Source organism: Bacteroides faecis, from assembly GCF_020091505.1.
GTDB classification, from domain to species: domain Bacteria; phylum Bacteroidota; class Bacteroidia; order Bacteroidales; family Bacteroidaceae; genus Bacteroides; species Bacteroides faecis.
Genome location: NZ_CP081916.1, coordinates 5,649,308 through 5,666,676, shown reverse-complemented (window position 1 = coordinate 5,666,676; position 17,369 = coordinate 5,649,308). Strand labels below are relative to the sequence as shown.

The window sequence follows — 17,369 nt, the reverse complement described above, 5'->3', positions numbered from 1 at the left end:
TTTATTTCAGTTACCAAAGTCTTCCTGACAGCATTGCCAGCCGGATAAAGGTAAGTGTAGATTCTTCTTTCAGTTGGATGGGGGAGGATAACTCTCCGAGTTCCGCATCATTCAGAAAGATGCGGAAGATTCCGTCTTCATAAGATTGCAGAGCATTGATGATGGCTTCGGCTTCTGCAGCCGGCTTGCCGTTATAGTTGGCTCCAAAGTCTACTTTGCCGGCGGCGGCCTTGTCCTCCATCTCTTCGCGGGTGAGGTATTTCAGCATTTCACTTTGTAGCAGGCGTTCGTTGTATTCGCTTACTTGCCAGCTGACAACCGCTTCAATCAGCTCCTGTACACTGGCAGGAGCAACGGGGAAATCGACCGGCATCTTTTCGATGCTGCATTTCCTTTTTCCTAATTGTTTCACTTGTATATATGCTTTCATACTTATTCTTATTTATCAAGTTGAGTTCCCATCGGAGCATAAAAACGGACTTCACGAAGAGTGATCTCTTCGATATTCCATTTAATTTTCTGAGACGCTTCGAGTGCCAGTATCAGAATTTGTGTATTTGATAAATCTGCAAAATGTAGCTTATCCTCGTGTAAAGGTCTGAGTCTAAACGTCATATTTCCCTCTTTTAATAAGTTGTAGATTGCTATTACTCTCTTTTTGTACAAAAGTACTGAATAATAATGAAAAAGGAGTGAAATGGGAGGGGGATATTTTTGAGGACAATGAGAATACTAATGTTGTGAGATTTAGTAAGTTCCCTTTGGAAAGAAGAGGACAAAAAAAGCATCCGCTTCGTTAGAAGGGATGCTTTTATCGTGAATCACCCTTTCCGGGTTATTTTTTGTAGAAAGCCAAGTCTTCTTTATCCATATTCTTGATAAAGTTAGTATGCTTCGTTACTTCCGCTTCTGCGAAGTTCAGATATACATGTGCAGACTTGGAAAACAGGTCGGCAGCTTTGCTTGCATCCTGAATCAGCAGGTGGCACATGATGATATCAGCAGCCATTTCCATCAGTCTGCGGGCTGTGAAGTCGAGCAGTTCCTGATCCTGAGCCTCTTTAACGGCATTGGTGCTGGCTTCGAACTGGTCAGCCATCTTTTTCAGGCGAGACATCAGCGGTTCCATTTCCGGTGAGCAGGGAACGGTTTCGAATTCGCGGATGGTAGCAAGGTAAGAACCGTTGGTTACGTAGCGGATAGCAGCTACAGTCTGCAACTGAGTCGTACCTTCGTAGATGCTGGTGATACGTGCGTCGCGGTAGATGCGCTGGCAGGCATATTCCATCATGAAGCCCGAACCTCCGTGAATCTGGATACAGTCGTAAGCATTCTGATTAGCGTATTCAGAGTTCATACCTTTGGCAAGCGGAGTGAAGCTGTCTGCCAGTTTGGCGTATTTCTTCTGTTCCAGACGTTCTTCCGGAGTCAGTTTGCGTTCGCGGGAGATGTCATCCAGTGCTTTGTAGATGTCTACGTAGCGGGCTGTCTGATAAAGCAGTGCACGTCCGGCATCCAGTTTTCCTTTCATAATGGCCAGCATGTCGTATACGGCAGGGAACTCGATAATTGCTTTTCCGAACTGCTTGCGGTCTTTGGCATACGCCAGTCCTTCGTTGTAAGCAGCCTGGCTCAATCCTACCGATTGTGCGGCGATACCCAGACGGGCACCGTTCATCAATGCCATTACGTATTTGATCAGACCGAGTTTGCGCTCACCGCAAAGTTCGGCTTTTGCATTCTTATAAACCAGTTCGCAGGTAGGAGAACCGTGAATACCTAACTTATGTTCGATACGGCGTACATCAACACCGCCCTGACGTTTGTCATAGATGAACATAGACAGACCACGACCATCTCTGGTTCCTTCTTCCGAACGGGCAAGTACCAGATGGATATCTGCGTCGCCGTTGGTGATGAAACGTTTCACACCGTTCAGCAGCCAGCATCCGTCTTTTTCGCTGTAAGTTGCTTTCAGCATCACTGCCTGAAGGTCGGAACCGGCATCCGGTTCGGTGAGGTCCATAGACATCGTTTCGCCCTGGCATACGCGAGGGATGAAACGGCTGTGCTGGTCGGCATTACCGAATTCATACAGTGTTTCGATACAGTCCTGCAGAGACCAGATGTTTCCGAAACCTGCATCGGCAGCGGCAACGATTTCAGCACACATGGTGTACGGAGTGATCGGGAAGTTCAGACCACCGAAACGGCGGGGCATTGTCATTCCGTTCAGTCCGGCTTTCACCATCGCGTCCAGATTTTCTTTCGTACCGGAAGCGTATTCCACCCGTCCGTTGGCACAGTGAGGACCTTCTTCGTCAACGCCTTCAGCGTTTGCATTGATAATTTCGCCTGTTATTTCTCCGGTGATCTCCAATACTTTATCGTAAGAGTCGAGTGCATCCTCAAAATCCAGAGGAGCGTAGTCGAATTCATCTTTATCTCTGTAGTTGCGTTCTTTGAGTTCGCAAATACGTTTCATCATCGGATTGTTCAAGTGATACTTGAGTTCCGGTATTTCTGTGTAAAAATTTGCCATCTTTCTTTACTTGCTATTCTGTTTATAATACTTAATCATCTTCGGCACAACTTCTTCGATGGTTCCGTTGATTACGTAGTCGGCAATCGTATTGATCGGAGCATCCGGATCGTTGTTGATAGAGATGATGATACCACTTTCCTGCATACCGGCGATATGCTGGATTTGTCCTGAGATACCACAAGCAATGTAGAGTTTCGGACGAACCGTTACACCTGTCTGACCAATCTGACGGTCATGTTCTGCAAAACCTGCGTCGACAGCGGCGCGGCTTGCACCTACTTCTGCGTGAAGTTCTTTGGCCAGGCTGAACAGCAAGTCGAAGTTTTCTTTGGAACCTACTCCGTAACCACCGGCGATGATGATCGGAGAGCCTTTCAGGTTGTTCTTCGCTTTTTCTACGTGGCGTTCGATTACTTTGACCACATAGTCTGTGTCGGCTACGTACTTCTTCACGTCGTGGCGGATCACTTCTCCCTGATAAGCCGGAGAAACGATTTCCTTCTTCATCACACCTTCGCGAACGGTTGCCATCTGTGGGCGGTGTTCGGGGTTCACGATCGTTGCAACGATGTTACCGCCGAATGCCGGACGGATCTGGTACAACAGGTTTTTATAAACTATTCCTGCTTTCTTGTCTTCGTGGTCGCCGATTTCCAGTGAGGTACAGTCGGCAGTCAAACCGCTGGTCAAAGCAGAGGAAACACGCGGACCGAGGTCACGACCGATAACGGTTGCACCCATCAGGCAGATTTGCGGTTTTTCTTCTTTGAAGAGATTGACCAGAATAGAAGTGTGGGGAAGTGAAGTATAGGGATAAAGTCCTTCGCCGTCGAAAACGTGGAGTTTGTCTACTCCGTAAGGAAGGATTTGCTTTTCAATTTCTTTGAGGCCGGTGCCGGCAACTACTGCTTCGAGTTGGCAGTTGAGTTCGTTAGCCAACGAACGACCTTTTGTCAGAAGTTCCAGGCTGACGTCTGCGACGATGCCTTCTTCTATTTCGCAATATACAAATAAGTTATTCATGATTATCCGATGGTATGGTTAGCTAACAGTTCAACAATCAGTTCTTCCACATCACGGTCGCTGCCGCTGATGGTTTTGCTCTCTTTAGCCTGGAACACGATGTTCTGAATGGCTTTTACTTTCGTAGGCGAACCGGAAAGACCACACTGGGCGAGGTCACCGTTTACATCCGCTACGCTCCATTCTGTCAGATTCAGATAGTCGCGCTTGTCATACAAGTCGGTATAGTCGAGGTTACCTTGTTGTTTTTCCGTCACGGTTTTAGCATGTTTGTACTTCTGCACCAGCTTCGCGTTGCGCGGGCGGCAGGGAGCAGCCGAGCCGTTGACTGTGATAACGATAGGCAGCGGACCTTCCACTGTTTCAACACCACCGTCGATGTGGCGTTTCACTTTGATTTTGCCGTCACCTACTTCGAGAATCTCTTCAGCGTATGTGATTTGCGTCAGTCCAAGTTTTTCTGCCACCTGCGGACCTACCTGTGCCGTATCACCGTCGATAGCCTGACGACCGCCGATAATAATGTCGCACTCACCGATTTTGCGGATAGCAGTTGCCAGAGCGTAGCTTGTAGCCAGCGTATCTGCACCGGCAAAAGCACGGTCAGTCAGCAAATAACCATTATCGGCACCACGGAAAAGTCCTTCACGAATAATATCAGCAGCGCGTCCCGGTCCCATTGTCAGAATGGTTACGGTAGAGCCTGGGTGAGCATCTTTCAGGCGAAGAGCTTGCTCAAGGGCATTCAGGTCTTCGGGGTTGAAGATGGCAGGGAGTGCCGCACGGTTAATAGTGCCGTCGGCTTTCATGGCATCTTTCCCAACGTTACGTGTGTCGGGAACTTGTTTTGCCAATACAACAATTTTCAAACTCATGCTATTAATTTTAGTATTAGTATTTCTACAAGTTAGCAGCCAGTAGTCAAGTAGTAAGTATCTTGCTATTCAAACTATCCGGTTAACTATCAGCGTGCAAAATTACTCAAACACTTGGTTCTGACAAGAAATACGAGTAAAAAATGCACAGTATTAAGTTTTTTGAGCAAATGAGGAGGAAAATAAACTTATATTTCAATCATAAACTGAAGCCGACTACAAAGTAGAGTTGCTCTTCGTAGGGGTTGGCTATCAGCTTTCCGAATACGGGCAGTGAGAATGTGGAGGTAATCTTCAATTCTTTGCTGGCGGAAAGCCCTGCGTTGACAACATTGAACTTGTCTGAATACATGCCTTCCCACGGAGTGAAGCCTGCTTCGAGGGCAAAATCCACTCCTTTTATGTGAAACGGATAGCTGAGTTCGCAGTAGCTGGACCAGGCGCGTTTTCCGTTTTCGCGATAGTCATTGCCGGCAAATGTGGTGTACCAACTCACCGAAAGCGGGAATTTCTCGCAAAGCATGTATCCGGCACCGGCTTCGAAAGTATGTCCGGTGGAGTGTGCTTTATAATTGAAATATTTGAAAGGTTCGTCTTCCGTTTGAGTAAAATAGTTGTTGGCATATAAGGTAAGGTTCTTATATTCGTACTCCAGTGAAAGGTCAATCTCGTTGTTCTTATGACGGAATTCTGTCGACCCCCAGGCGTAGACGGTCAGCCCTTTCCAGTTGAAGCCAAGTGAAGGCTGAACGCTGGCATTGCCGCTGTCCATACCTCTCCAGATATAGCTGCTGACAAAATCTGCATTAACAAAGACTTCCTGCGCCTGTGTATAAACGGCGCAAAATAAGATTGCAATAAGTAGGAGTTGTTTTTTCATTTTATGGTCTTGTTGCTTACGAGTTAGCGTCTTGTTGTTTACGGGCGGCAAAGATACGGCATTTTTTCTTTTCTTAAAAGATGCCTTCCTATTTTGTACAGTCTGCCGGAGTTAATGGTCAATGGTCTGTTTATTAGTATCTTTCCTACGTTAGATTAACATCTTCGGGTAGTAACAAGGCTTCGTTTCATGTACGTGATCCTGTCGGTTCACGTACATGAACCAACGGGATCACGTATGTAGACCGATGGGATCACATACGTGAAGCGAAGGCAGATGACGCTCGGAAGTGCTTGGGGAAGCCTTGTTCTCCTATTGGAGCTACGGAGTTTTACTCTAATATGCGGCATGTGGGGAACGGAAAAAAGGTGATAATAGAAAATGTCTCCATGTCTATTATCACCTTATTATCACCGCGTATTGTCACTTTTACTTTTCTGGTTGATAGGGTATTAACTGCGAAAAGTGACAAGTGACAATAGAAATTGCAATTTTAACTCCCTAGTAGTTCTAGAATGTGACGTCCATTTTCAGTACGAAAGTGCGGGGAGCAGCTACGGCCATCGGACGGTAGCTATATTCCTTATTCAGCAAATTGTTGACCATAAACTGGAAGGCGACTTCTTTCGTTGCTTTTACTCCGAAGCGTAAATCAACGGTTGCATAGTCCGTATTATGTTTTTTCCAATAGCTCGCCAGCGTTTCTCCTCTTGACTGCCCGAAGAGAATGGTACGTACATAATCCATCAGATCTTTCTGTTGTTTTTCTCGTTCATCCAGCATCAGATAATCCACAGCAAGAATTTTACTCTTCCAGGCCACATTTGCGCCGAGGTTGATACGCTTCCACTGGAAGTCTACCGTAGCTTTGAAACTATGTTTCGGACGATATTTCAGATACTTGCCCGTATTCGATTTTTCTTTCATCTGGAGGGCATCGGAGTAGGCATCTTCCAACTCGTTGCGCTCTTTGTAGTCGGCATCACGGGGTTCGGTATATACATATCCTAAGTTGTAGAACAATTTTGTATTCTTATTGAAGTTATAAACTCCGTTTGTTGATATTTCCATTCCATAGATTTGCGCTTTCGATACGTTGTGGAACTGTGCCCCGATGCCGAATCCCTTGCCGTCCATCAGCATCCGGATGGCATCACTGATACTGTTGATCATGCTATAATCCGCATTGTTGAACAGACCGAACTGGAATTCGACCATGTCTTTATATTCGGTATAGAATCCGGCTACATCGACAAATCCCTGGAAATTGCCGATTTTGTATCCTTGTTTGAATCCTAGTTCCGCATTGTATCCTTTCTCCGGTTTGATATCGAGGTTCGGATAAATGCCCACTCCTCCGATATCTTTGCGGAGATACTTCTCGTTGATGGACGGATTGCGGTAACCCTGACCTATACTGGCACGGATAAAACTATAGTCGGCTAACTGGTAATTCAGTCCGGCACGGAATACGGGACGGAACGGAACTTTGGTTCCGAGTATCTTTGTTTCCGCTTCGCGGTAATGGTTGTCCACGCGATAATATTCGGCACGTACTCCTGCCGATACGCTCAGACGGTCCCAGAAACGCTGGTCGTACTGGAAGAAGGCAGCCACGTTATCACTTTTGTATACCTCGTCCATAATGGAGGAATCATAACGGACGTGCTCGTAAGTCATTCCGGTAGTGATCTGTGCACCGCCGTCCCATTTCTTGTTGAACTGGTAGTCGAGATAATAATTGTAGCTTTTGTCCGTTTTAGTCTTTGAATCATTTCTGGACGGATTCATTACGTTTGATAGCCACGGGATAAGGTCGCTGGGCAGTTGTCCGTTCTGTATGCTGCCCAGATCGCCGGGGATCCCGTTGTCCATGACCCAGGAGATAAGGTCGCAGTAGTCTGCCGTTGTCGCGTTCGGGAAGATATTGCCCAGTGAAGTGAATACTCCGTTCATGGCATCTTCCAGGTTTCCGTTGATGAGGCCCGACCCGATACCTACCAGTGCCGGGTAGAGGGAGCTGTAGTCGCCTCCTGCAATGTTCTGGATGGTCTGTGCATTGGTGCCCATATTTCCCAGGATATCGGTGATCGATGCACCCGAACTCGGACGTACAATATTGTCGGCACTATGGTAGAAACGGCCTTTGATCTTGTGGGAAGTTCCGTTCTCCGGATTCACGTAGTTGATGAACGGGTCGATGTGGAAGTTGTTTTCTTCCCGTCCCATATTGGTGAAAGGAGAGGGCTTGTAAACTTCGGTCGGTGATCTCCAGATAAAGAAATCTCCGTACTGGTTGGTCAGGAAGTCCACATTCAGCCCGTAGTTGAGTATCTTCATTCCCATGTCCGGCTGGTGGTAAGTCAGGTTGCCGCCCATACGGAACCGTTTGTTGTATCCCTGCTGGCGGTATCCTTCGTCAGTGAACAGATTGATGCTTCCGCTGACATCAAAATGGCCGATACGACGGGAATGGGAAAGGTCGAAGCCTTCATAAATCGGATTTCTAATTCCGCTCAGCAGGCTGCCGCGCAGGATAGGTTTCACCGAATATTTTCCGTCTTTCCAGAAGCTTTTGTCACTCCATTGGTATTCGTCGTTCTCCGCATCGCCATATACACCGACGTATGCGCTGAAGCGGGTTTTCGGTGTCAGTCCCGGACGGGCGGTACGTATATTGATGATACCGTTCAAGGCTGACGAACCGTATAATACGGAAGAAGCGCCCTTGATCACTTCTACCTGCTCGATGTTTTCGAGGGGTACGTTATTCCAGTTGATTTCTCCCGTTTTAGGATTCAGCGTACTCATTCCGTCTACCAGAATTTGGCTGCGGGCACCTACACCGTAGGTCCATCCGCTGCCTCCACGCATGGAAGGCTGTTTGTCTACGATGTCCACACCGGGCAGTGTGCGGAGCGTGGAAGTGATGTCCGTTGGTGCCTGGCGGGCGATATCGCTTGCCTTTACCAAATCCATCGATACGGTGACGTTGCTCAGCTTCTGTTCGAAGCGTCCGGCACTGACTACTACTTCTTCCAGCAGCTTGGTGCTTTCTTTCATATAAACATCTTTGGTGATTACGTCCCGTCTGCCGATCACTATGGGCATGAGAACATCTTCATATCCCACATAGCTGAATACCAGGTCGACTCCTCCTTCGGGCAACTTGATTTCGTATGCTCCGTTGATGTCGGACACTACCCCTTGATTACCGTGTAGCTTGTATGTCACAGCCGCACCGACCAAAGGTTCGTTCGTGTTGGCATCATATATATGTCCTTTCAATGTCTGGGCAAAAGCAGTTCCGAATCCGGTCAGGAGAATCAGTATTGTCAGTATATATAGTTTCTTCATTGTTTCTATAATTTATGTTTTTTCTTAGGATGGAAAAACGGATGATTAATTGTCAACCAAGTCAAGTCCCAAGTCCAGCTTGGTAATGATAGACCAGTTATCGTACAACGGACCAAGATAAGAGTCGTACAACATCGGGCCGAAGTTAGGAATGCCTTCCATGACAGGCTGAAGATTCGGAATGAAAGCGATGATAGGGCTCAATGCTGCCCTGTCCAGATATATATGAGTGTGCCCGTTCACCTTTTCTATATGCATGGGAATACCTTCTTTTATCCACGAAAAGAACATCTGAAAACTTTGGTAGTCCATATTGGCAATCATGGACAACAAAGAATTATCCAACGATTCATTTACTGCTCCGAGCAGTGTTTTCAATAAGAAGGGGTTGGCTTTCAAGATGGCATCTGCGATGCCTGCAATCAGATTGCCGTCGACCGCCTTTCCCTGTCCTTGCATAGCTTGGCTGATGATGGCGGGGAGGCTCAGTTTGACATAAAGCAGGTCATTCTTTACATACCAGTGAGCCAGTCCACGGGGAGAGGGAGCATAAGCGCGTCCCTGAGTTGCGGCAGCGATGTCTTCGGCAGATAAAGTATTGAACATGAGTTTCATCATGATGAACATGCTGACTTGCTGCATCGATTCAGGGTCGTCCATATTGATTTCACTGAACTTCTGTTCTCCCAGTTGCATTTCGTCAGTCGTATATTCGGCAGTGATGTTTCCGTCGGATTCCAGATTGACATTCCGGAGCAATTGTGGCAGGAGATATCCTCCCATACCTTTTATTAAAGTAGAGACGGTGGCATATAAACTTCCGGCATCTTTGACCATTTCCAGATCCATGTCGGTATATAAGGCTGCTGTCAATAGCTGGTTGTCCGCTTCGCCCCATTCGTATTGTCCGGTCTCCTGATTACGTACGACGTCTTTTCCTCTGCCGCGTGTCAGTTCGCTGAGCAGATAACTGTTCATCCATTGGCTTTGCGGCATGGTTACGTTCAGATCCAGTTTCATCGTTTTCGGAGTGATGGCACCGGTGTATGTAACGGTTGCTCCTGCTGCCGAAACGGTCTCTCCGCTGAAGGTGTAGTTATCTTCCTTTTCTAATAAATCCACCCGGAAAGATGTCTCTTTTTCTCCCGGAATGACATCATTCAAAGTCAATGTTCCCTTTTTGCTGTCTTCTGTGATGAAGCTGACAGATTTTCCGATTAGTTTTTCTCCGCTGTAGGTCAGGTCCAGAGTCGATGGTTTGATATACGAGCCATATTCCTGGCTGAGTTCGCCCGGCCAGAACAGCTTGTCGTTATAGGTTTCTTCACAAGATGTAAAGAAGAATGCCGCACAAGCTACCAATAATAGTTTTCGTAATGTTTTCATTCTCTTTTTAGTTTTTATATCTAAGTATTTATTAAAACATTGCAAATGTCGTCTATTCTTGTTTCTACATCAAGCTCCATTTTTCGTATTCGATGTTCTATTCTAATTATTTTGTATATATGTGTCTTGGAATGAATATTCGTAATGTCCCTTCCTTTTGAATAAATGTTCTGTTTTTCATATTTTAATAAAAAGCTTGACTGGATATCAAAAGGAAAAAGATATCTTTGTGGAACTAAATTTCTTAATTATGATTATAGATGATGCGCTTCCCAAATTTGATCTTCCGGTTGATTTTGTTACGGATGACAGTATAACTGGTGACATCCTGAATCAGTACGGTCGTTTTCCCTGCCATATAAAGGCGGGAGTTTTTGTGCTTTGTACGCGGGGAACCGTACGCGCTACTATCAATCTGTCCGAGTATACAATCAGCCGGAATGATTTTGTGACTGTGCTTCCCGGATCATTTATCCAGATTCACGAAGTATCTTCGGATACCCGTGTCTGTTTTGCCGGTTTTTCTTCGGAGTTCATAGCGCGGGTAAGTTATGTGGAGACGTTTCTGGATTTTCTTCCTATGATTCTGAATAATCCCATTATGCCGCTGACGGAAGAAATAGCTCAATTGTACCGGAATGCTTTTAGCTTGCTTATTCGTGCCTATGCCTTGCCGAACACGCTGGACAATAAGGAGATACTGAAATCTATATTTACCATATTCTTTCAGGGAGTGGGCGAGCTGTATAAACGTTGCAAACCGACGACCAACGAGCCGATAAAGCGGGAGCATGAACTCTATCGTCAGTTTATCCAGTTGTTGATGGCAAACTATACGCAGGAGCATGAAGTCTCCTTTTATGCGAAAAAGTGCGGAGTGACTCCGGCGCATTTTTCCGGTGCTATCCGAAAAGCCAGCGGTCACAGTCCTTTGGCCATCATCACGGGAATTATTGTCATGAATGCGAAGGCGCAATTAAAATCTACCCGGTTGCCTGTGAAGGAAATAGCTTTTTCGTTGGGATTCAATAACCTTTCCTTTTTCAATAAATATTTTCGTAAGCATGTGCAGATGACGCCTCAGGAGTATAGGGAATGCTGAATGTGAACGGTGCACAGGCTGCTACATTTACAACGGGCTCGATGGTGACGCAAGTGGGAAATACGAGGGGTGGCGGAGGATGCCCCGGGGGATGGTAAACAGCAGTTTACCGTTGAAAAGAGTACTTTGGTCGATTCTTTTTGTGGAGTAGAAGTAACGGTTCTATCTTTGTATCAATCATTTGGAACAATGAAGCATGAAAAGACTGCGTAAACAACAATTGCTGGAACAGAGCATTTATGGGGCTATCTGGACTGTTATTTTTCTTCTCCCATTGATCGGCGGATACTTTGCCGTTAATGGTGGGCTCGAAAGAGAGGAAAGTCGTGCGGTGATCCATGACTCCTGGTTGACTATCCTCCCTTTTTTCGTGCTGTTTCTGTTGAACAATTACGTATTGGTTCCGTATTTTCTTTTCAGAAAAAGATATTGGCCCTATATTATTTCTGTGGTTTTTCTGATCGCTATTTCGTGCCTGATCGCTCCTGCTCCTTCTATGGAACGGTTTCCGGGGAAGTTCAGGCATGAGAAGATTCATGATAAGAATGGCGATAGTAAAGAGAACCGGAGAAATCAACTTATAGAAATGAGAGAGAGAGCTCGTAAAGAAGAGTCTATCCATTGGGATGAGCTTCGATCGATGGAGCCTGATGTGGAAAAGCCCCAACGACCAGGTGGCTTTCCTAAGCCGGCTCCTTATCCTTTTCCTCCTTTCACTATCCGCTATCTTATTCATTTTGTGGTAGCTTTTCTGATGGTCGGATTTAATATTGCAGTCAAGTTGTTTTTCAAGTCCTTCCGGGACGAAGAAATGCTGAAAGAACTGAAACACCAACATCTGCAGTCCGAACTGCAATACCTGAAATATCAGATAAACCCGCATTTCTTCATGAATACGCTTAATAATATTCATGCACTGGTGGATATCGATACGGGAAAAGCGAAAAGTACGATTGTGGAACTTTCCAAGTTAATGCGTTACGTACTTTACGAAGCCAGCAACAAAACCATTCTGCTGTCGCGTGAAATCCAGTTTCTGGAAAATTATGTCACATTAATGAGTTTGCGTTATCCTGACAGAGTATCCATTGAAAAGAATTTTCCTCTTGAAGTACCCGAGGTACAGATACCGCCTTTGCTCTTTGTCTCTTTTGTGGAAAACGCTTTCAAGCATGGAATCAGCTATCGGAAAGAATCGTTCGTTCATGTAGTGATGCAACTGGAAGACGGAAACAGGCTCTCTTTCAGATGTACCAACAGTACAGGCGGCTCGTCTGATGAGCAGCATCATGGTATCGGTCTGGAAAACGTTCGTAAACGCTTAAGGCTGTTGTTTGGCAATGATTATACCCTTTCCATTACGGAGGAAGATAATAAATTTGATGTTTTACTTATTGTACCTTTATTATAATGAAATGTATAGCGATTGATGATGAACCTTTGGCATTGAAGCAACTGACGGATTATATATCCCGTGTTCCTTTTCTGTCTTTAGTCAAGCCTTGCCAGGATGCTTTTGAGGCGATGAAGGTACTGGCTGATGAGGATATAGACCTGATCCTTGTGGATATCAATATGCCCGATTTGAACGGACTGGATTTTATCCGTTCGCTTATCAACCATCCGTTGGTTATCTTCACGACTGCTTATTCTGAATATGCGGTTGACGGTTTCAAACTGGATGCTGTCGATTACCTCTTGAAACCGTTTGAGTTCCAGGATTTACTGAAAGCGGCGGATAAGGCACGGAAACAATTTGAATACCGGTTGCTGGAGCAGCAGGGAGAACTGGGGAACAGTTCGCAGATAAAGGGAGATTCTTTGTTTGTAAAGAGTGATTATAGGGTGGTACGTATCGATGTGAAAAATATACGGTACATTGAAAGTATGAGTGAATATGTACGTATTTTCATAGAAGGTGAAGATAAACCGGTCATTACTCTTGCCAGCCTTCAGAAGATGGAGGAGCGGCTTCCCGCGTATTTCATGCGGGTACACCGTTCTTATATTGTCAATCTTCGCAAGATTACAGAAGTTTCCCGTCTCCGCATTATCTTTGATAAGACGACGTATATTCCTGTCGGGGATAATTATAAGGAGAAGTTTACGGAATATATCGGTAAGTTGAGTCTCTTTTAAAGCGCTGCTGTCTTTGATAAATCGTTGCAGGCGGAAGATGATGATAAGACAAAAGCCCCGGGAGCAGAAATCGCTTCCGGGGCTTTTGTTCTTATATAAGAGTCATCTCTTTATTTGATACCCAGTTTCTTTGCTATTTCTTTGGGAAGTGCATCCTTGTGTACCAGGATATTCATAGTCTTGTAAGCGACGAATGCTTTGGAAGCATACCAGATTCCGTCATATTTACCTGATTTGCCCCAGGAGTTCTTTACCATGAAGTATTCTTTACCATTCTGGTCTTTAGCGATACCGTAGATAACCATTCCGTGGTCGTCTGTAGTTTCCCAGTTGTCGAAAGCTGTCTGGCGCATTTCCTGAGTGATTTCCATTTCCGGAAGTGGTCTGGAAGTCAGTTCTTTGCGTTTGTCGGCAGCTGTCATACCTGTCCAGCGGGCCATATCCGAACCTGTCAGTTCTGCACCTTTGGCAGCGTCCGGCATTACAGCGATACCGTCACGGGTGAAACCTTGCTCGCTGACGTCACTGCCCCATGCGAATGTATATCCTTTTTTAACGGCATTGTCCATTACAGCCATGAACTCATCGATCGGAAGGTTGTATGACAGACCGTTACGCCAGTTATCCTGAATTTCGATGGCGAATTGAGAATAGAAAGGATGATGTGTGTAAGAAGTCAGTGATACATAGTCTTCAGCTTTCAGTCCGAGTGATTCAGCGAAAGTTTTCGGAGTATATTCCTTACCGTTGTAAGTGAAGTTTTCCGGGCATGCTCCCAGATAAGTATCGTAGATAGCGCTAAGACCTTTTTTCCATACCGGAGTCAGCTTAGTGAGTTTACCTTTGGCGATAGCGTTGATGTAACCTTCTGCTACGGCATCCAGTTCGTTGTGTACCGGCAGTGAATCACCGTACATGATACCCGGCATTGCTTCCTGCGGAACAAGGCCGTAGTTCTTCATACAGTAAATAATGTCATAGAAACTTCCACCGGGAGAGAAAGAACTGTCGCCATGATAGCGTACGTAGTTTGCTCCACGGTCTTCCATTGTTTTGTGTACAACAAACATTTCCGAAAGGTCATATTCGCCTTTACCTAAACGAAGTAGTTCTGATTCCAGAAATCCCAAAGCAGAGAAGCTCCAGCAGGTGCTCGAACGGTTCTGGTTTTTGATGGAGGTAATCGGATTTTCTTTCACTGTTGTGAAAACGAAGCCCTCTTCGGGTTTTGCGTCTTGTGCCATTGCGCTCAGGCTGAACAAGCCTAAGGCAGCGATAAGGATACTCTTTTTCATTCTGATGAAATTAATATTAAATTGTTTTGGCTACAAATATACGGATTCCTCTCTTGAAATCCGTCTTTTTGTACTCAAATTGCATAAAAAAAGAATGAATATTACTGTATCTTAGCGCGATAGGTCCGTTCGGAGAAGGTGATATTTAAGAACAAAGAGAAGCTGTTTTCTTTTTGCATACCGTTAGGGACCTTCATCTGACCTTTGTATTTCAGGCCGAAAGAGAGTACATTATTATTGCGTAATCCGAAATTTAGTCCGGTGCTGATGTAATAATCGGTCGCTTTCTTCTTTTGGATAACGATGTATGAATTGCTGATTCCTGTTCCCAGTAACAGGCTGACCGGGTTACGGTACACATTGCCCGGCGTATATTTTCCTCCCAGGGATAGCCGGTGCTGGTTTTGAAAACTGACGTTGGACTGCGAAGACTCCATCCGGCTCCAGTCAATGTATTTATAGTCGATGGTTGCCATCCAGCGCAGACAGTTGTAGGATGCTCCTACACCGAAAAATTGTGGAAGGCACTGACGGTACCGTTTCAGGCTGCTTTCAATATCTTCTCCTCCTGAACTGCTGCTGACGTAGAGGTTGTTCTCTTGCCTGAAGTTCTGTGAGTATCCGTATACGGCTCCGGCAACGAAGAAACGTTCGCGGTCGATTGCCCATTTGTACTGAATACCAAAATCGGCATAAAAGGTATGTTTGTAAGAACTGGTTTCTTCGGTGGCGTTGCCTTGTGTTTCAGTTTGAGTGATCGTTCCTGTGACATAAGAAAGGTTGGTGCCGACGGAAAGACCTTTGCCAAACAGGTACGCCGTGCTGACTCCCATCTTGGAAAGCCCTCCTTCTCCTTGAAAAAGAGAGGAAACGGTGCTTCCATTAGTGCCTGCTATTTCTTCATCCAGTGTGATGGCATATCCTACACTGCTCACGGGCGCCAAAAAAACGGCTCCATACCAGCGGGGGATAATCCGGCAACCAATACTTAGATTGTTCAGGTTTCCTGTGACGGAATGATTGCTGGCTCCCCGTTGTGTATAGTTCTGGTAAGATCCCATAATACCGGCATCTATCTGAAACCGCTGTTCGGTAAGTTCGGTGAGTGATGCGGGATTGGCGGTGTTCAGAAAATTGCTTCCACGCAGGGCGATGCCTGCGCCTCCCAAACCTGCATATTGTCCGCCTTCACCGGTAGAGATTTCTCCCAAGCCGAACATGGAGGTAGGTGAATTGGTGGTATTTTGAGCGATCAGTATGGAGACAGGGCTGTAAAGAGCCAAAATGCAAAACAAAATCTTTTTCATTTTTGATAGGTTTTGTAAAGTATGATAAGTTTGGTGGTTTCTCGGTTGGTCGTGTTATCTCCGTCACCGAAAATGACACCTTGCAGAGTCGTGAAAAACAGATTGTCCGGAAGGATTAGTTGCAGCTTTTGTCGGTTGTAACCGGTCGTTCCCAGATTTGTTTGCAGGAAAGAGGTGAGATCGAATGAGTAATAAGTCTTTTCGTAGGTCACTTCATCGACGACGAGATTTCCGGTTTGTACGGAGTTTCCTGTAAGGTCCGTGATAACTCCCTGCGTCACATTGTCTTTGTTGGCGGTATAAAGTGACAGTGTTTGGGGAAGCGGATACATTCCTCCATAAGTCCCTTTTACCGGATATAATTGTAAGGTGGCACTTTCGATGGTCACCAGGTCACCTTCCATACAAAGATTGTTGAGATGGGGAAAATCAATGGAGATGTACATGCCCGTCATTCCCTGCATATATGCCTGGTGGTTGCTCAGAGAGGTGGATAACGCGTTGTCGTCTCCGCTTTGCAGATCCTCTAGCGGCGTGCCGTTCCGGTCGTACTCTATTTTATTAAAGGTAAGCGTAGTGCTTGCATTGAATACCAGTTCCTTTTCAGTGATGACCTCCGTCAGCGAATGGTAATAAAGCGTGATGCAGAAGCTGGAATCATTCACCTGAAATCCATTGACGCATGCGGCGTTCATATCCGGAATGAAGGCGATACCTTTAAAATAATTCTGAAAAAAGGTTTGTGACTCCATTACCCGGTTGTCTTCCAGCAGCAGGTTGAACCATTCCTTGCCCCATTCGTCGGGCAGGCGGACTTCCAGTTCCTTGCTCCGTCGTCCGGGAGTGGGAGTGAAGCTGAAAGAACTCAGTGGGTTCTGGCTGTCATAAGCTATATTGCTGGTACTATATAAATAATTCGCATCGTCCAGTTGGATATTTTCTGTCAGGGGATACATCGAAATCCGCTGGGTGACCAATGTGTCTCCCAGATAGTCGCCCGAAGAATAAAGGCGGATCGTAATGGAATCGAACAGGTAATCGATACTTTCGTCAAAAGAGACGGAAGGTACTTCATACTCCGCATAAAAGGAAGCGGTGATTTCTCCCCACAACGCGTCCTTGCGGTGTCCTATCTGGCATACAGTATCTCCGGAAGTGGCAAGCGAATCGCTTAGGACTGTACTGAGCAATACCGTACACGTATCTGTCTGTACATTCCGAAACGAACTTTCCACCCATTTTCCTCCTACTAAAGACGCATCGTTCTGGCAGGCGAAAAAGGAGAAGAATATCAAAATAAAAAGAAGTGTTATCAATGATTTCATGAACAATAATTCAATTGGTTTTGTGGCGGCAAAAGAAGGACATTTAGGGAGGTTCCCCAAAAACTATCGACTAAGTCTGTCTATTTATCGACTTCAATTTTGTTGGTAGACAGAATGTTTCTGTTTGTCGATAGT

The 17,369-nt window shown here is 45.7% G+C and carries 14 protein-coding genes; 3 read left to right on the top strand and 11 right to left on the bottom strand.

The features are described 5' to 3' along the window. Positions 1 to 10: 10 nt before the first annotated feature. The 8 genes from K6V30_RS22470 to K6V30_RS22435 all read right to left on the bottom strand — a co-directional run bounded on the left by K6V30_RS22470 (position 11) and on the right by K6V30_RS22435 (position 10,066). Positions 11 to 430, bottom strand: a complete 420-nt coding sequence (locus K6V30_RS22470; RefSeq protein WP_010539022.1) for a hypothetical protein — start codon at positions 428 to 430, stop codon at positions 11 to 13. Positions 431 to 438: 8 nt separating this feature from the next. Then, positions 439 to 615, bottom strand: coding sequence for a hypothetical protein (locus tag K6V30_RS22465; protein ID WP_010539021.1), 177 nt, complete (start codon positions 613 to 615; stop codon positions 439 to 441). 220 nt (positions 616 to 835) lie between these two features. Then, positions 836 to 2,542 (bottom strand): acyl-CoA dehydrogenase family protein, encoded by a 1,707-nt coding sequence (locus K6V30_RS22460; protein WP_055270649.1) that lies wholly within the window; start codon positions 2,540 to 2,542, stop codon positions 836 to 838. 6 nt (positions 2,543 to 2,548) lie between these two features. Beyond that, positions 2,549 to 3,568: an electron transfer flavoprotein subunit alpha/FixB family protein gene (locus K6V30_RS22455; RefSeq protein ID WP_055270647.1), complete on the bottom strand. Its 1,020-nt coding sequence runs from the start codon at positions 3,566 to 3,568 to the stop codon at positions 2,549 to 2,551. A 2-nt stretch (positions 3,569 to 3,570) separates the two neighbouring features. After that, entirely contained in the window at positions 3,571 to 4,443 is an 873-nt protein-coding gene (locus tag K6V30_RS22450) for an electron transfer flavoprotein subunit beta/FixA family protein (protein ID WP_010539018.1), read from the bottom strand. 199 nt (positions 4,444 to 4,642) lie between these two features. After that, positions 4,643 to 5,323 (bottom strand): hypothetical protein, encoded by a 681-nt coding sequence (locus tag K6V30_RS22445; protein WP_029425662.1) that lies wholly within the window; start codon positions 5,321 to 5,323, stop codon positions 4,643 to 4,645. 510 nt (positions 5,324 to 5,833) lie between these two features. Then, entirely contained in the window at positions 5,834 to 8,680 is a 2,847-nt protein-coding gene (locus K6V30_RS22440; RefSeq protein WP_055270645.1) for a TonB-dependent receptor, read from the bottom strand. Positions 8,681 to 8,725: 45 nt separating this feature from the next. Then, positions 8,726 to 10,066 carry a DUF4925 domain-containing protein gene (locus tag K6V30_RS22435; protein WP_055270642.1) on the bottom strand — a complete coding sequence of 447 codons (1,341 nt, stop codon included), beginning with the start codon at positions 10,064 to 10,066 and terminating at the stop codon, positions 8,726 to 8,728. A 250-nt stretch (positions 10,067 to 10,316) separates the two neighbouring features. Here K6V30_RS22435 and K6V30_RS22430 point away from each other — a divergent pair, with 250 nt between their 5' ends. The 3 genes from K6V30_RS22430 (at position 10,317) to K6V30_RS22420 (ending at position 13,307) form a co-directional block, all read left to right on the top strand. Then, positions 10,317 to 11,168 (top strand): helix-turn-helix domain-containing protein, encoded by an 852-nt coding sequence (locus K6V30_RS22430; RefSeq protein WP_022302511.1) that lies wholly within the window; start codon positions 10,317 to 10,319, stop codon positions 11,166 to 11,168. 196 nt (positions 11,169 to 11,364) lie between these two features. Then, positions 11,365 to 12,579 carry a sensor histidine kinase gene (locus K6V30_RS22425; protein ID WP_055270640.1) on the top strand — a complete coding sequence of 405 codons (1,215 nt, stop codon included), beginning with the start codon at positions 11,365 to 11,367 and terminating at the stop codon, positions 12,577 to 12,579. Beyond that, positions 12,579 to 13,307 (top strand): LytR/AlgR family response regulator transcription factor, encoded by a 729-nt coding sequence (locus K6V30_RS22420; RefSeq protein WP_055270638.1) that lies wholly within the window; start codon positions 12,579 to 12,581, stop codon positions 13,305 to 13,307. Before K6V30_RS22425 ends, K6V30_RS22420 begins: the two co-directional genes overlap by 1 nt. A gap of 110 nt (positions 13,308 to 13,417) precedes the next feature. On the opposite strand, the gene K6V30_RS22415 is transcribed toward K6V30_RS22420, so the two are convergent. The 3 genes from K6V30_RS22415 to K6V30_RS22405 form a co-directional block, all read right to left on the bottom strand. Continuing rightward, entirely contained in the window at positions 13,418 to 14,602 is a 1,185-nt protein-coding gene (locus K6V30_RS22415) for a C1 family peptidase (RefSeq protein ID WP_010539011.1), read from the bottom strand. 101 nt (positions 14,603 to 14,703) lie between these two features. Then, positions 14,704 to 15,909: a BamG family beta-barrel-assembly machinery protein gene (gene bamG / locus K6V30_RS22410; RefSeq protein WP_055270636.1), complete on the bottom strand. Its 1,206-nt coding sequence runs from the start codon at positions 15,907 to 15,909 to the stop codon at positions 14,704 to 14,706. Further along, positions 15,906 to 17,234 carry a DUF4270 family protein gene (locus tag K6V30_RS22405; protein WP_055270634.1) on the bottom strand — a complete coding sequence of 443 codons (1,329 nt, stop codon included), beginning with the start codon at positions 17,232 to 17,234 and terminating at the stop codon, positions 15,906 to 15,908. The genes bamG and K6V30_RS22405 overlap by 4 nt, the downstream gene beginning before the upstream one ends. Positions 17,235 to 17,369: the final 135 nt, after the last annotated feature.

Excerpts from the sequence above, each read along its gene's own strand:
- K6V30_RS22470 (WP_010539022.1), bottom strand. The coding sequence starts at position 430 with ATGAAAGCATATATACAAGTGAAACAATTAGGAAAAAGGAAATGCAGC.
- K6V30_RS22465 (WP_010539021.1), bottom strand. The coding sequence starts at position 615 with ATGACGTTTAGACTCAGACCTTTACACGAGGATAAGCTACATTTTGCA.
- K6V30_RS22460 (WP_055270649.1), bottom strand. The coding sequence starts at position 2,542 with ATGGCAAATTTTTACACAGAAATACCGGAACTCAAGTATCACTTGAAC.
- K6V30_RS22455 (WP_055270647.1), bottom strand. The coding sequence starts at position 3,568 with ATGAATAACTTATTTGTATATTGCGAAATAGAAGAAGGCATCGTCGCA.
- K6V30_RS22450 (WP_010539018.1), bottom strand. The coding sequence starts at position 4,443 with ATGAGTTTGAAAATTGTTGTATTGGCAAAACAAGTTCCCGACACACGT.
- K6V30_RS22445 (WP_029425662.1), bottom strand. The coding sequence starts at position 5,323 with ATGAAAAAACAACTCCTACTTATTGCAATCTTATTTTGCGCCGTTTAT.
- K6V30_RS22440 (WP_055270645.1), bottom strand. The coding sequence starts at position 8,680 with ATGAAGAAACTATATATACTGACAATACTGATTCTCCTGACCGGATTC.
- K6V30_RS22435 (WP_055270642.1), bottom strand. The coding sequence starts at position 10,066 with ATGAAAACATTACGAAAACTATTATTGGTAGCTTGTGCGGCATTCTTC.
- K6V30_RS22430 (WP_022302511.1), top strand. The coding sequence starts at position 10,317 with ATGATTATAGATGATGCGCTTCCCAAATTTGATCTTCCGGTTGATTTT.
- K6V30_RS22425 (WP_055270640.1), top strand. The coding sequence starts at position 11,365 with ATGAAAAGACTGCGTAAACAACAATTGCTGGAACAGAGCATTTATGGG.
- K6V30_RS22420 (WP_055270638.1), top strand. The coding sequence starts at position 12,579 with ATGAAATGTATAGCGATTGATGATGAACCTTTGGCATTGAAGCAACTG.
- K6V30_RS22415 (WP_010539011.1), bottom strand. The coding sequence starts at position 14,602 with ATGAAAAAGAGTATCCTTATCGCTGCCTTAGGCTTGTTCAGCCTGAGC.
- bamG (WP_055270636.1), bottom strand. The coding sequence starts at position 15,909 with ATGAAAAAGATTTTGTTTTGCATTTTGGCTCTTTACAGCCCTGTCTCC.
- K6V30_RS22405 (WP_055270634.1), bottom strand. The coding sequence starts at position 17,234 with ATGAAATCATTGATAACACTTCTTTTTATTTTGATATTCTTCTCCTTT.